The organism is Streptomyces sp. NPDC052043 (assembly GCF_044548235.1).
Classification (GTDB): domain Bacteria; phylum Actinomycetota; class Actinomycetes; order Streptomycetales; family Streptomycetaceae; genus Streptomyces.
This window is the reverse complement of sequence record NZ_JBIUBT010000010.1, coordinates 118,237-132,584: the sequence shown is the minus strand read 5'-3', so window position 1 is coordinate 132,584 and position 14,348 is coordinate 118,237. Positions and strand designations below refer to the sequence as shown.

Genomic DNA, 14,348 nt, shown 5'->3' with positions numbered 1-14,348 from the left:
AGCGAATGAGGTAGGTACGCTCAGACCTTGTGCCTGGGGTGTGCCCTGGCTTTCGTGCGTGCCTGCAAACCGTACTGGGAGCCTCTGACGGCCACCGTGATCTGCGCCTCTTTCTGCCTTGCGGTGGGAGTCTGCGGGATTCGACACACCCGACCGCGTGGGTCGGCGACGTTCCAGGTTAGCTGTACCCATCGGCACACAGAAACCGGAGAAGTAGTGCCTACGATCCAGCAGCTGGTCCGCAAGGGCCGGCAGGACAAGGTCGAAAAGAACAAGACGCCCGCACTCGAGGGTTCGCCCCAGCGTCGTGGCGTCTGCACGCGTGTGTTCACGACCACTCCGAAGAAGCCGAACTCGGCCCTCCGTAAGGTCGCGCGTGTGCGTCTGACCAGCGGCATCGAGGTCACGGCTTACATTCCGGGTGAGGGACACAACCTGCAGGAGCACTCCATCGTGCTCGTGCGCGGCGGCCGTGTGAAGGACCTGCCGGGTGTTCGCTACAAGATCATCCGCGGTTCGCTCGACACCCAGGGTGTCAAGAACCGCAAGCAGGCTCGCAGCCGTTACGGCGCCAAGAAGGAGAAGTAAGAATGCCTCGTAAGGGCCCCGCCCCGAAGCGCCCGGTCATCATCGACCCGGTCTACGGCTCTCCTCTGGTGACCTCCCTGATCAACAAGGTGCTGCTGAACGGCAAGCGCTCCACCGCCGAGCGCATCGTCTACGGCGCCATGGAGGGCCTGCGTGAGAAGACGGGCAACGACCCGATCATCACGCTGAAGCGCGCTCTGGAAAACATCAAGCCGACCCTCGAGGTCAAGTCCCGCCGTGTCGGTGGCGCCACCTACCAGGTTCCGATCGAGGTCAAGCCCGGTCGCGCCAACACCCTGGCGCTGCGCTGGCTGGTCGGTTACTCCCGCGCCCGTCGCGAGAAGACCATGACCGAGCGTCTGCTCAACGAGCTCCTCGACGCCTCCAACGGCCTCGGTGCCGCTGTGAAGAAGCGCGAGGACACGCACAAGATGGCCGAGTCCAACAAGGCCTTCGCGCACTACCGCTGGTAGTCGCTACCCCATCGAGAACCGAGAGAAGACTGAAGCCTTATGGCTACCACTTCACTTGACCTGGCCCATGTCCGCAACATCGGGATCATGGCCCACATCGACGCGGGCAAGACGACCACCACCGAGCGGATCCTGTTCTACACCGGCGTGTCCTACAAGATCGGTGAGACCCACGAGGGTTCCGCCACGATGGACTGGATGGAGCAGGAGCAGGAGCGTGGCATCACGATCACCTCTGCTGCCACCACCTGTCACTGGCCGCTGGACAACATCGACCACACGATCAACATCATCGACACGCCGGGCCACGTCGACTTCACCGTCGAGGTGGAGCGCTCCCTGCGCGTGCTCGACGGTGCCGTGACGGTGTTCGACGGCGTCGCCGGTGTCGAGCCCCAGTCCGAGACGGTGTGGCGTCAGGCGGACCGCTACGGCGTTCCGCGCATCTGCTTCGTGAACAAGCTCGACCGCACCGGTGCCGAGTTCCACCGCTGCGTCGACATGATCAAGGACCGCCTGGGCGCGCAGCCGCTGGTCATGCAGCTGCCGATCGGTGCCGAGGCCGACTTCAAGGGCGTTGTGGACCTGGTCCGCATGAAGGCGCTCGTGTGGTCCGCCGAGGCCGCCAAGGGCGAGATGTACGACGTCGTCGACATCCCGGCCACGCACACCGAGGCCGCCGAGGAGTGGCACGGCAAGCTGGTCGAGGCCGTCGCGGAGAACGACGAAGAGATCATGGAGCTGTACCTGGAGGGCAACGAGCCCACCGAGGAGCAGCTGCACGCCGCGATCCGTCGCATCACCATCGCGTCCGGCAAGGCCAGCGAGACCACCGTCACCCCGGTGTTCTGTGGCACCGCGTTCAAGAACAAGGGCGTTCAGCCCCTGCTCGACGCGGTCGTGCGCTACCTCCCCACGCCGCTCGACGTCGAGGCCATCGAGGGCCACGCCGTGGGCAACGCCGAGGAGATCATCACGCGCAAGCCGTCCGAGGACGAGCCGCTGGCCGCTCTTGCGTTCAAGATCATGAGCGACCCGCACCTCGGCAAGCTCACCTTCGTCCGGGTCTACTCGGGCCGCCTGGAGTCCGGCACGCAGGTGCTGAACTCCGTCAAGGGCAAGAAGGAGCGCATCGGCAAGATCTACCGCATGCACGCCAACAAGCGTGAGGAGATCCCGTCGGTGGGCGCCGGTGACATCGTCGCCGTCATGGGCCTGAAGCAGACCACCACCGGTGAGACGCTGTCCGACGACAAGAAGCCGGTCATCCTGGAGTCCATGGACTTCCCGGCGCCGGTCATCCAGGTCGCCATCGAGCCCAAGTCGAAGGGCGACCAGGAGAAGCTGGGCGTCGCGATCCAGCGCCTGGCCGAGGAGGACCCGTCCTTCCAGGTCCACTCGGACGAGGAGACCGGCCAGACCATCATCGGCGGTATGGGCGAGCTGCACCTCGAGGTGCTGGTCGACCGCATGCGCCGTGAGTTCAAGGTCGAGGCCAACGTCGGCAAGCCGCAGGTCGCCTACCGTGAGACCATCCGCAAGGCGGTCGAGCGGGTCGACTACACGCACAAGAAGCAGACTGGTGGTACCGGCCAGTTCGCCAAGGTGCAGATCGCGATCGAGCCGATCGAGGGCGGCGACGCCTCGTACGAGTTCGTGAACAAGGTCACCGGTGGCCGCGTGCCGAAGGAGTACATCCCCTCGGTCGACGCCGGCGCCCAGGAAGCGATGCAGTTCGGCATCCTGGCCGGCTACGAGATGACGGGCGTCCGCGTCACGCTTCTCGACGGTGGCTACCACGAGGTCGACTCCTCCGAACTCGCGTTCAAGATCGCCGGTTCGCAGGCCTTCAAGGAGGCCGCGCGCAAGGCCAGCCCCGTGCTGCTCGAGCCGATGATGGCCGTCGAGGTCACCACGCCCGAGGACTACATGGGTGAGGTCATCGGCGACATCAACTCCCGCCGTGGCCAGATCCAGGCCATGGAGGAGCGGGCCGGTGCCCGTGTCGTGAAGGGCCTCGTGCCCCTCTCGGAGATGTTCGGCTACGTCGGCGACCTCCGCAGCAAGACGTCGGGTCGCGCAAGCTACTCGATGCAGTTCGACTCCTACGCCGAGGTTCCGCGGAACGTCGCCGAGGAGATCATCGCGAAGGCCAAGGGCGAGTAACTCACCCGAGTTCCTGCCTTTAGGCTTGACTCCGGAGCCTCTCGGGGCATTCCACGGATTCGCGGCCATTCGCCGCGCACCCGGAGGAATGCCCCGGAGATCCGGGCCATCCAGCAAAGATCACCTGGCGCCGATGAGTAAGGCGTACAGAACCACTCCACAGGAGGAACCCAGTGGCGAAGGCGAAGTTCGAGCGGACTAAGCCGCACGTCAACATCGGCACCATCGGTCACATCGACCACGGTAAGACGACCCTCACGGCCGCCATTACCAAGGTGCTGCACGACGCGTACCCGGAGCTGAACGAGGCCACCCCGTTCGACAACATCGACAAGGCGCCCGAAGAGCGTCAGCGTGGTATCACCATCTCCATCTCGCACGTCGAGTACCAGACCGAGGCGCGTCACTACGCCCACGTCGACTGCCCCGGTCACGCTGACTACATCAAGAACATGATCACCGGTGCCGCCCAGATGGACGGCGCGATCCTGGTGGTCGCCGCGACCGACGGCCCGATGCCGCAGACCAAGGAGCACGTGCTCCTGGCCCGCCAGGTCGGCGTGCCGTACATCGTCGTCGCCCTGAACAAGGCCGACATGGTGGACGACGAGGAGATCCTGGAGCTCGTCGAGCTCGAGGTCCGTGAGCTCCTCACCGAGTACGAGTTCCCGGGCGACGACGTTCCGGTCGTCAAGGTCTCCGCGCTGAAGGCCCTCGAGGGCGAGAAGCAGTGGGTGGACTCGGTCCTCACCCTGATGAAGGCCGTCGACGAGGCGATCCCGGAGCCGGAGCGCGACATCGACAAGCCGTTCCTGATGCCGATCGAGGACGTCTTCACGATCACCGGTCGCGGTACGGTCGTCACCGGCCGTATCGAGCGTGGTGTCCTCAAGGTCAACGAGACCGTCGACATCATCGGCATCAAGACGGAGAAGACCACCACCACGGTCACCGGCATCGAGATGTTCCGCAAGCTGCTCGACGAGGGCCAGGCCGGTGAGAACGTCGGTCTGCTGCTCCGCGGCATCAAGCGCGAGGACGTCGAGCGCGGCCAGGTCATCATCAAGCCGGGTTCGGTCACGCCGCACACCGACTTCGAGGCCCAGGCCTACATCCTGTCCAAGGACGAGGGTGGCCGCCACACGCCGTTCTTCAACAACTACCGTCCGCAGTTCTACTTCCGCACGACGGACGTGACCGGCGTGGTGACCCTCCCCGAGGGCACCGAGATGGTCATGCCGGGTGACAACACCGAGATGAAGGTGGAGCTCATCCAGCCCATCGCCATGGAAGAGGGCCTGAAGTTCGCCATCCGTGAGGGTGGTCGCACCGTGGGCGCCGGCCAGGTCACCAAGATCCTGAAGTAAGCTCTCCGGCTTGCCGAAGGGTCCCCCGACCCGGTAGCTCCCTCGCGAGCACCGAAAGGGCCCGTACGACTCCTGTCGTACGGGCCCTTTCGCGTTCCCCCGGTCAGGGGTTCAGGGCTTCACGGGCGCTGCCACAGCGCCGGCGCGTGCGGGGGCTCCCAGCCCGGCTGGGCCTGGCGGCCCTGGAGGCAGCGGTGGGTGGCGCCGCCGTAGGTCGTCTTCAGCCCGTGCCACGGGCGCGGGCGCGCGTGCGAGGGCCCGGGTGACGGGGTGAGCTGTTACGAAACTATTCGGCGTGCACGACCCCTGGTTCCCCGCAGACCCCTCCTCCAACATTTGTCATGCCAGTGACCAAATTCAGGTGGGTAGAGGGGTGTGCCATGTCTGCGCACGTCAGCCGGAGAGCCGTCCTGGGCGCGAGCCTCGCCGCGGTGCCGGTGCTGTCGTCGGGTGCTGTGGGTGGGGCGGGTTCCGCGTGGGCGGCCGGGGACGAGAACGGCAACCAGAACGAGAACGGGAACGGCAACCAGAACGAGGACGGCAACGGTAACCGCAACGGCAGCGGCGGGCCCCAGGTCACCGACCCGGGTGCGTACGTCTCCTTCGCGTCCCACGAGCCGAAACCGGGCTCCTTCTCCCTGGTCGGCGCCCCGATCGTGGTCAGTGCCGACGACCACTCCGGAGTCGTCCGGGCGGCGGGGGACCTGCGCGCCGACATCCAGCGGGTCACGGGCGTACGCCCCGGGCAGACCATCGCCCGCAACGCGGTGCTGGTGGGGACGATCGGCCGCAGCCCGCTGATCGACGGCCTGGTGAAGTCCGGGAAGCTGGACGTCACCGGGGTGCGCGGCCGCTGGGAGACCTCGCTCCAGGCAGTGGTCGACCATCCGATGCCCGGCGTCGACCGCGCGCTCGTCATCGCGGGCAGCGACCCGCGCGGCACGATCTTCGGGGTGTACGACGTCTCGTACGGCATCGGGGTCTCGCCCTGGTACTGGTGGGACGACGTGTCCCCGGTGCGCCGCAACAGCGTCTGGATCCTGCCCGGCTGCCACACGCAGGGCACCCCGGTGGTGAGGTACCGCGGTGTCTTCATCAACGACGAGAACCCGGCCCTGGGCACCTGGGCGCCCGCGTACTTCGGCCCCGGCAAGGCCCCCGGCCAGCCCGGCGGCTTCAACGCCGACTTCTACGCCAAGGTCTTCGAGCTCCTGCTCCGCCTGAAGGGCAACTACCTCTGGCCGGCGGTGTGGGGGCGCGCCTTCGCGGAGGACGACCCGGAGAACCACCGGCGCGCGTCGGAGTACGGCATCGTCATGGGCACCTCCCACGAGGCCCCCATGATGCGCGGCATCGAGGAGTGGAACCGCCACGCGAGCGGGGGCAGCGATCCCTACGGCGGCACCGGCGAGTGGTCGTACCTCCGCAACGCCGACGCGCTCAGGGCGTACTGGCGGGACGGCATCCAGCGGATGGTGGACGAGGGCTTCGAGGGCGTGGTGACCCTCGGCATGCGGGGCAACGGCGACACCAGCCTGCCCGACGGCGACGGCATCGAGCTGATGCAGGAGATCATCGCCGACCAGCGCCGCATCATCGAGGAGGTCACCGGCCGGCCGGCCGCCGAGACCCCGCAGGTGTGGACCCTCTACAAGGAGGTGCAGCGCTACTGGGACCGCGGCCTGCGCGCCCCGGACGACGTCACGGTCGTCCTCACCGACGACAACTGGGGCAACATCCGCAAGCACCCGGACCCCGCGGAGCCCGCCCGGGCCGGCGGGTACGGCCTGTACTACCACTTCGACTACGTGGGCGCCGGCCGCAACTACAAGTGGGTCGACACGGCCAACCTCACCAACCTCTGGGACCAGCTCCACCAGGCCCACGCCTACGGCAACCACGGTCTGTGGGTCACCAACGTCGGCGACCTGAAGGGCAACGAACTGCCCACGGAGTTCTTCCTGAACTACGCCTGGAACCCGGACGGCTGGCCGCAGGAGCGGCTGCCGGAGTGGGAACGCCGCTACGCCGCCCAGAACTTCGGCGAGGCGGACTCCGGGCCGATCGCGGAGGTCCTGGCGGAGTACGGCCGGCTCCAGGCCCGCCGCAAACCGGAGTTGCTCAACCGCCGGATCACCCTCGAAGGCGGCAAGGTCGTCTACGACGACGAGCAGACACCGTTCCACTTCGCCCACCGCGAGCTGGAACGGGTCACCGACGAGTGGAAGGCGCTGGCGCGCAAGGCCGACCGCGTCGCCCGCAAGCTGCCCGCGCGCAGCCAGGACGCCTGGTACGAACTCGTCGGCTACGAGGTGGAGGCGACCTCGAACCTCTACGACCTGCGGCAGGCCGAGTTCACCAACCTCCTCTACGCCGAGCAGGGCCGGGCGGCGACCAACGACCTGGCGGCCCAGGCGGAGGCGGGCCTGAAGCGTGACTTCGTCCTCGCCGACCGCTTCAACCACGAGGTGGCCGGCGGCAAGTGGAACGGCTTCCAGACCCAGCCGCACATCGACTACGGGGACGTCGAACGCTACGGCCCGAACGCGCCCTGGCAGCAGCCGGAGATCAACGACGTGGCGATCGAGGACGTCCTCTTCCCCGCGGTCCGGCGGATCGAGGTGCCGCGCGCCGCCGAACTGGGCGTCTCGGTGGACGGCGCGGAGGACGCGGGCAGCTGGTGGCCGGGAGGAGCGGCGGGCGCGGCCCGGCTGCCTTCCTTCAGCCCGTACCAGACCCGCCCGCAGCAGTACGTGGAGCTCTTCAACCGCGGCCGCACCCCCTTCGCGTACCGGATCGAGTCCTCCGCCCCGTGGCTGCTGGTCGACCGCGCCCGGGGCCGGGTGGAGCAGCAGGTGCGGGTCGAGGTCCGGGTGGACTGGCGCCGGGTGCCGAGCGGCCGGGCGGAGGCGAAGCTGACGATCTCGGGCGCGGGCAGGACGGTGACGGTCTCCTGCACGGCGGAGAACACCTCGCCCCGTCTGGTGCAGGGCTTCGTGGAGGCGGGCGGCTATGTGGCGATCGACGCCGAGCACCACGACCGCGCGGTGGGGGAGTGGCGCCGCCTGGACGGCGTCGGCCGCACCACGTCGGGCATGACCCCCTGGCCGGTGACGGCCCCGCGCCGCACCCCCGGCGCCTCGAACTCCCCGCGTCTGGAGTACGAGGTGACCCTGCTCTCCGCGGGCGAGGTGACGGTGTGGGCGGAGGTGTCCCCGAGGAACCCGGCCCTTGCGAGAGGCGGCCTGAGCTACGGGATCTCCTTCGACGACGCCGCGCCGCAGACGGTGGACATCGTCGCGGCCACGGGCGCGGACGACGGCACGATGAACATGGAGTGGGCCCGCAACACCTCCGACAACGTGAACCGCACCGCGACCCGGCACACGATCACCCGCGCCGGAACGCACCGCCTGAAGTTCTGGACGGTCGACCCGACGATGGTCCTGCAGCGCCTGCTGATCGACACGGGCGGTCTGCCGGAGACCTATCTGGGACCGCTGGAGAGCCGGCGGGCGTAGGGCGGTAGGGCGGTCCATCCGCCCCGAACCGCCGAGCGACGGTCCGCCAGGCCGGTGCGGGGGCATCCGCCCCGCACCGGCCGAGGCCGAGGGGGCACCGCCCGGTCGGTAGGCTCGCCGCGGCGAACGGCGGCGGGGGCAGGGGTGGGGATGAGAGCGGGCCGGGCGGAGCGGCGGCGGCAGGCGCGCAAGGAGCGCCGGGACCGGGTCGAGGAGCTCGCCGGGGTGATGACGGCGCCGGAGGCGCCCTTGGTATGGGGTGCCGGGTGGGGCGGGAAGGTGGCGAGCGCGGTCGTCTGTGCCGTGTTCGTCCTGCTGGCCGAGCATCCGGACGGGGGGAGCCTGGCGCATCCGCGGCCGGGTGGCCTGTTCTTCGCGGTGTGGTCGTCGCTGTGCATGGGCTGGGCGTGCTGCATGCTCGCGCTGTGGCGCGTCACCGCGGACCGGGACGGCGTGTACATCCGCCGTCTGTGGTCCACACGGCTCCTGCCGTGGTCGACGATCACCCGGGTGGAGATGCGGCACGACGGGCAGCTGGAGTTCTTCGGCCGTCACACGCCGGAGCCCATGGCCGGTCTGTTCGCGCCGCCCTGGCTGAGCCGTGCCGTCCGCTCCGACCGCGGCAGCCGGGCGGCCGACACGCTGAGTGCCATGGCTCTGCACAGTGACCTGCGTCCCACGGCGCGGGTCGAGCGGGGGGCGATCGGTACGGGGATCGCCCGGTGGGCCGTCCTGCTGGCCGTGGTCTTGTACCTCGCGGGCGAACTCCTGCACCACTGGCCCCTGGCGTAGCCACCCCGGGTGCTCGTACCAGCCGTCTTTTCGGAATCTTTATCTCACATCGTGGACCGAAGGTGCCCGGCCACTGGCCACCGGCTTTACACAGGAGTAACACTAAAGAGTCGGCCGTTTTCCGGATGCCCACTCCCGGGGCGGCCGAGTTCCTGCGCGCGGCAACGGCGCCGAGCGTTCATCACCGGTTTTGACACCGGTAGTAGCCGTGCCAGAAGGGGACCCTGTGACGACCCGACCCGACACCAAGACCCAGCTCGCCTCCCTGCTCGCCGAGATCGAGCGCCGCAATCCGGCCCAGCCCGAGTTCCACCAGGCCGCTCACGAGGTGCTGGAGACGCTGGCGCCGGTGCTCGCGGCTCGGCCGGAGTACGCGGAGGCGGGGCTCGTGGAGCGGTTGTGCGAGCCGGAGCGGCAGATCGTCTTCCGGGTGCCGTGGCAGGACGACCACTGCCGGGTGCACGTCAACCGCGGTTTCCGGGTGGAGTTCAACAGCGCGCTGGGCCCGTACAAGGGCGGCCTGCGCTTCCACCCGTCCGTCGATCTGGGGGTCATCAAGTTCCTCGGCTTCGAGCAGATCTTCAAGAACGCACTGACCGGGCTCGGCATCGGCGGCGGCAAGGGCGGCAGCGACTTCGACCCGCACGGGCGCAGTGACGCGGAGGTCATGCGGTTCTGCCAGTCGTTCATGACGGAGCTGCACCGGCACATCGGCGAGCACACCGACGTGCCGGCCGGTGACATCGGCGTCGGCACCCGCGAGATCGGCTACCTGTTCGGCCAGTACCGGCGGATCACCAACCGCTGGGAGGCCGGTGTGCTCACCGGCAAGGGCCCGCACTGGGGCGGCTCGCTGATCCGGCCGGAGGCCACGGGGTACGGCAGCGTGCTGTTCGCGGAGGCGATGCTGCGCGAGCGCGGTGAGGAGCTGGACGGCCAGACCGCGGTCGTCTCCGGCTCCGGGAACGTCGCGATCTACACCATCGAGAAGCTGGCCGCCCTCGGGGCGAACCCGCTGACCTGCTCGGACTCCAGCGGGTACGTGGTCGACGACAAGGGCGTCGACGTGGAGCTGCTGAAGCAGGTCAAGGAGGTCGAGCGCGGCCGGATCAGCGAGTACGCCGAGCGCCGCGGCAGCTCCGCGCGGTTCGTGCCCGGCGGGCGGGTCTGGGACGTCCCGGCCGATGTCGCGCTGCCCTCGGCGACGCAGAACGAGCTGGACGAGAAGGACGCGGAGACGCTCGTCCGCAACGGGGTGAAGGCCGTGTCCGAGGGCGCGAACATGCCGGCGACGCCCGAGGCCGTGCGCCTGTTCCAGCAGGCCGGGGTGGCCTTCGGCCCCGGCAAGGCGGCGAACGCGGGTGGGGTCGCGGTCAGCGGCCTGGAGATGGCGCAGAACCACTCCCGTACCTCCTGGACGGCCGCCCAGGTGGAGCGGGAGCTGGCCCTGATCATGGGCGACATCCACACCACCTGCCACGAGACCGCCGAGCGCTACGGCGCCCCCGGCGACTACGTGACCGGCGCGAACATCGCCGGCTTCGAACGAGTCGCCGACGCGATGCTCGCCCAGGGCGTCATCTGACGCTCGTCCCCCGGCCCGCGATCGTCCGGTGCGCCGACGGACGGTCGCGGGCCGCGGTGGGAACGTGGAACCGCCGCGTGCCGGGGCCGGTTCCTCCGGACCCGACGGTCAGCGGGTGGCCCCCGGGGTGCCCAGCAGCCGTTCCACGTCGAGTGCGCCGCCGGCCGCGATGAACTCGCGGGCCACCTCGGCGCGCAGTTCAGGGTCGGCCAGGAAGTCCGCGGCGGTGCGGGCGAGGGCGGCGGCGCCGTCCAGCACCGTGCGGTCGGCCTCGGCACCCGCCGTGCACGCGGCGAAGTCCGCCGTGTGCAGGGCCGTCCCGGCCGGTGCCACCGACAGCATCGGGTGGATGGCGGGGACCCGCACGCTGACGTTGCCGAGGTCGGTGGATCCGGACACGGCGTCCGGCGCGGCGCTGCCGGGCAGGACCGCGCGGCCCCGCCCGGTGAGGTGCAGGGCGAAGTGGGTGGCCAGGGCCTCGTTGCTGCGCACCGGCATGCAGGGCGGGCAGTCGTCCCAGCGCACGGTGACCTCGGTCCCGGTCGTCGTGGCGGCGCCCTCGAAGACCCGCTGGGCCCGCTCGGAGAGCTCCGCGAGCGCCTCGACGGTGCGGGCCCGCAGATAGAAGTGCGCGGCCGCCCGGTCGGGCACCACGTTGGGACGGGTCCCGCCGTCCGTGATCACACCGTGGATCCGGTCGGTGGGCGGGATGTGCTGCCGCAGCGCGGCGATCCCCTGGTAGGCGGCGACCACCGCGTCCAGTGCGTTGACGCCCATGAACGGTGTGGCGGCGGCGTGCGCGGCAAGGCCGCGGTACTCCACGACGACCTCCCGCAGTCCCAGGTAGGGCGAGTCCGTCAGGTCGCCGCCGGCGAACGGGTGGATCATGACCGCGGCGTCCACCCCGTCGAACGCCCCGGCGCGGGCCATGGTCTCCTTTCCGGTGCCGTTCTCCTCCGCGGGGGTGCCCAGCAGCACCGCCGTGCCGCCGAGCGCGGGCATCACCCGGGCCAGCGCCAGGAAGGCGCCGACGGCGGACGCACAGATGATGTTGTGGCCGCAGGCGTGCCCGAGCCCGGGCAGGGCGTCGTACTCCGCCAGCACCGCCACGGTGGGCCCCTGCCCGGTGCCCGCGGTGGCGCGCAGCGCGGTGGGCAGGCCGTACACCCCGGTCTCGGCCTCGATGCCGTGCGACCGCAGCAGTTCGGCGACGCGCGCCACCGCGCGGTGCTCCTCGAAGCCGGGCTCGGGGTCTTGGTGCAGGGCGTGGCTCAGCGTGAGCAGGGCCTCCCGTTCCTCGGCGACGGCGGCGTCGATCCGGGCGTGCAGCTTCTCGTCGGCACCGGTGTGCGGGGACTTCCAGGCGGTGGCCCGTTCGGCCGCGCCGGCGGCCTTGCGGGCCAGTTCCTCCAGGTGCGCGCGGCCCGCGGCGCTCGCCGTGGGGGTGACGGCTGTCTCTGACATCAGGCCTCCATCAGGGTGGGTGTGGCGGTGAGCTCGGCGCCCTCGGACTCCTCGGGCGCCCGGTGCAGCAGGACGCAGGCCACGCTGACCGCCGCCATGCCGAGGAAGAGCAGGGCCACCGGCGTCCAGTCGGTGCCGGAGGGGCCGGCCAGCCACTGGGCGAGGGCTGGGGTGGCGCCGCCGCCCACCAGGCCGGCGAGCTGGTAGCCGAGGGACAGGCCGGTGTAGCGGATCCGGGGTGCGAACCAGGTGGTGATCATGGTGCCGATGGTGGCGTAGGCGACGGTGCTGGCCAGCATGCCCAGACCCATGCCCGCCCAGAGGCCCGGAATAGTGCCGGTGTCGGCGAGCCAGAACATCGGGAACGCCACCAGCAGGTGCGAGAGGAGCCCGATCAGGGTCACCCTGCGGACCCCGAACCGGTCCGCCAGTATCGCGGAGACCGGCGTGAAGACGATCACCACGAGCGAGCAGAAGATCCCGGCGGTGGAGACCTGCGTCTCGCTGAAGTGCAGGTGGTCGAGGGCGTAGACGGACATGAAGGTGACGATGACGTAGTAGCCGCCGACGGTGACCAGGAAGGCTCCCGAGGCCAGGAGCCAGGGGCGCCATGCGGTGCGGATCACGCCGACCAGAGGGATCTGCCGGGCGGATTCCTTCTCCTTGTCGGCGCGCTGCTGCGCCTCGCTGAACTCCGGGGACTCCTCCAACTGGCTGCGGATCAGCAGCCCGGTGATCACCAGCAGGCTGGAGAGGAGGAACGGGATCCGCCAGGCCCAGCTGAGCAGCGCGTCATGACCGGCAAGGGAGGCCAGGGCGAAGACGCCGGTGGCGAGGAAGAAGCCGACGCCGTCACCGATCTGCGGGAACGAGCCGTACAGGGCCCGGCGCCTGGGCGGTGCGCTTTCGACCGCGTACAGCACGGCGCCGCCCCACTCGCCGCCGACCGCCAGCGACTGCAGGATGCGCACGACCAGCAGCAGCGCGGGGGCGAGGGCGCCGGCGGAGGCGTAGCCGGGGAGCAGGCCGATGAGGAAGGTGGAGACGCCCATCAGCAGCAGGGAGCCGATCAGCGCCTTCTTGCGCCCGTAGCGGTCGCCGATGTGGCCGAAGAGGACCGCGCCGAGCGGCCGTCCCAGGGAGCCGACGGCCAGGGTGGCGAACGAGCTGAGCACGGCCAGCGCGTGGTTCATCTCGGGGAAGAACAGCTTGGGGAAGACCAGGGCCGCCGCCGTGCTGTAGATGCCGAAGTCGTACCACTCCACGCTGGTGCCGATGAGGGTGGCGGTGGCGATCCGCAGCGGGCTGCGACGCCTGCCGGGACCGTCGGTTCCGGGTGGTCTGCCAAGGGCTGTGCTCATGGGCCGGTTCCTTTGCGAGAAGGGGCGGCCCGTCTCCGACGTGGGGAGGGGGTACGAGCGACGCCCGGCTGGGTGGGAAGGCGCACCCGCCAATGGGTCCGTCCGAACCCATAGCCCGGGACGCTATTGTCGCCACCCAGGGGTGTCAATAGGGTCTGAGTCGATTCCATTTCCTTGAGCGGGGATTTACCCGAGGACGGAGTTGGCGCAGATGGCCAAGGAGACCCGGGCGGGGCAGCCGGTGCTCGCCGAGCAGACCCAGCGGCCTCCGTCCTGGGAGGTGGTCACCGACATCCTGCGCAAGCGCATCGCGCTCGGCGGCTTCGAACCCGGCAGCAGGCTGCCCACCGAACGCGACCTCGCCACCGCCCTCGGCGTGGGCCGCAACACCGTGCGCCAGGCCGTGCGGCAGCTTGTCGAAGAGGGTCTGGTGGTCACCACCCATGGACGCTCCGGTGGCACCAGAGTACGGCCTGCCTCGTCGTCCACTGCCGTCCAGGAGCGGGCGGCCGTCGCCGCGGACTTCCGCGCGACCATCCGTGACTACATGGAGTACCGGCAGACCATCGAGCCGGCCGCGGCCTCGTTCGCCGCGCTGCGCGGCTCCACCGCTGACCGTCGCGCGCTGGTGCGGATGCTCGACGAGGAGGTCGCCGACCTCGGGGCCTATCACCGGGTCGACTCGCGCTTCCACCTGGCCATCGCCGCCGCCGGGGGCAACGAGGTGCTGTGCGAGGCGGTCGAGAGGGCCCGCACGGAGATGTTCGTCCGGGCCAATTCGCTGTGGCTGGACTCGGACTGGTCCGTGGTCTACCAGGGCGGCGAGGATCTGGCCCAGGTCTTCCGGGACGAGCACCGTGCCATCGCGCTGGCGATCCTGGCCGGCGACTCCGAGGCGGCCGGGGCGCGGATGCGCGAGCACCTGACCGGCGCGTGCAACCAGTTCCTGGCCCTGCTGGACCACTACGAAGAGGGCGTCCACTGAGCCCTTGTTGACCCGGAGTGCGGTGCGGGCTTAACTTCAGTAATGG

General features: G+C 69.8%; 10 protein-coding genes and 1 pseudogene. 8 read left to right on the top strand and 3 right to left on the bottom strand.

The annotated features are described in order from the left end of the window. The first annotated feature begins 216 nt into the window (after nt 1-216). The 4 genes from rpsL (at nt 217) to tuf (ending at nt 4,594) form a co-directional block, all read left to right on the top strand. Nucleotides 217-588, top strand: a complete 372-nt coding sequence (gene rpsL / locus ACIHCX_RS24750; RefSeq protein ID WP_003948652.1) for a 30S ribosomal protein S12 — start codon at nt 217-219, stop codon at nt 586-588. A 2-nt stretch (nt 589-590) separates the two neighbouring features. Then, nucleotides 591-1,061, top strand: coding sequence for a 30S ribosomal protein S7 (gene rpsG, locus ACIHCX_RS24745; protein ID WP_003992340.1), 471 nt, complete (start codon nt 591-593; stop codon nt 1,059-1,061). Between the two features lie 39 nt (nt 1,062-1,100). Beyond that, nucleotides 1,101-3,227, top strand: a complete 2,127-nt coding sequence (fusA, locus tag ACIHCX_RS24740; protein ID WP_400032953.1) for an elongation factor G — start codon at nt 1,101-1,103, stop codon at nt 3,225-3,227. 173 nt (nt 3,228-3,400) lie between these two features. Further along, on the top strand, nt 3,401-4,594 hold the full coding sequence (gene tuf, locus ACIHCX_RS24735) for an elongation factor Tu (RefSeq protein ID WP_400032951.1): 1,194 nt from the start codon (nt 3,401-3,403) through the stop codon (nt 4,592-4,594). 119 nt (nt 4,595-4,713) lie between these two features. On the opposite strand, the pseudogene ACIHCX_RS24730 reads toward tuf, so the two are convergent. Then, nucleotides 4,714-4,821, bottom strand: a pseudogene (locus ACIHCX_RS24730) (carbohydrate-binding protein); the annotation flags it as partial. A 153-nt stretch (nt 4,822-4,974) separates the two neighbouring features. On the opposite strand from ACIHCX_RS24730, the gene ACIHCX_RS24725 reads away from it, so the two are divergent. The 3 genes from ACIHCX_RS24725 (at nt 4,975) to gdhA (ending at nt 10,492) form a co-directional block, all read left to right on the top strand. After that, nucleotides 4,975-8,115 (top strand): glycosyl hydrolase 115 family protein, encoded by a 3,141-nt coding sequence (locus ACIHCX_RS24725; RefSeq protein WP_400032949.1) that lies wholly within the window; start codon nt 4,975-4,977, stop codon nt 8,113-8,115. Between the two features lie 150 nt (nt 8,116-8,265). Continuing rightward, nucleotides 8,266-8,907, top strand: a complete 642-nt coding sequence (locus ACIHCX_RS24720) for a PH domain-containing protein (RefSeq protein WP_400032946.1) — start codon at nt 8,266-8,268, stop codon at nt 8,905-8,907. 226 nt (nt 8,908-9,133) lie between these two features. Further along, nucleotides 9,134-10,492: an NADP-specific glutamate dehydrogenase gene (gdhA, locus tag ACIHCX_RS24715; RefSeq protein ID WP_400032944.1), complete on the top strand. Its 1,359-nt coding sequence runs from the start codon at nt 9,134-9,136 to the stop codon at nt 10,490-10,492. A gap of 108 nt (nt 10,493-10,600) precedes the next feature. On the opposite strand, the gene ACIHCX_RS24710 is transcribed toward gdhA, so the two are convergent. Beyond that, nucleotides 10,601-11,956 (bottom strand): M20 family metallopeptidase, encoded by a 1,356-nt coding sequence (locus tag ACIHCX_RS24710; protein WP_400032942.1) that lies wholly within the window; start codon nt 11,954-11,956, stop codon nt 10,601-10,603. Beyond that, nucleotides 11,956-13,317, bottom strand: a complete 1,362-nt coding sequence (locus ACIHCX_RS24705; protein WP_400032940.1) for an MFS transporter — start codon at nt 13,315-13,317, stop codon at nt 11,956-11,958. Before ACIHCX_RS24705 ends, ACIHCX_RS24710 begins: the two co-directional genes overlap by 1 nt. Before the next feature lie 211 nt (nt 13,318-13,528). Here ACIHCX_RS24705 and ACIHCX_RS24700 point away from each other — a divergent pair, with 211 nt between their 5' ends. Continuing rightward, a complete protein-coding gene (locus ACIHCX_RS24700) occupies nt 13,529-14,302 on the top strand; it encodes a FadR/GntR family transcriptional regulator (RefSeq protein ID WP_400032938.1) in 774 nt (257 codons plus the stop codon). Nucleotides 14,303-14,348 lie beyond the last annotated feature (46 nt).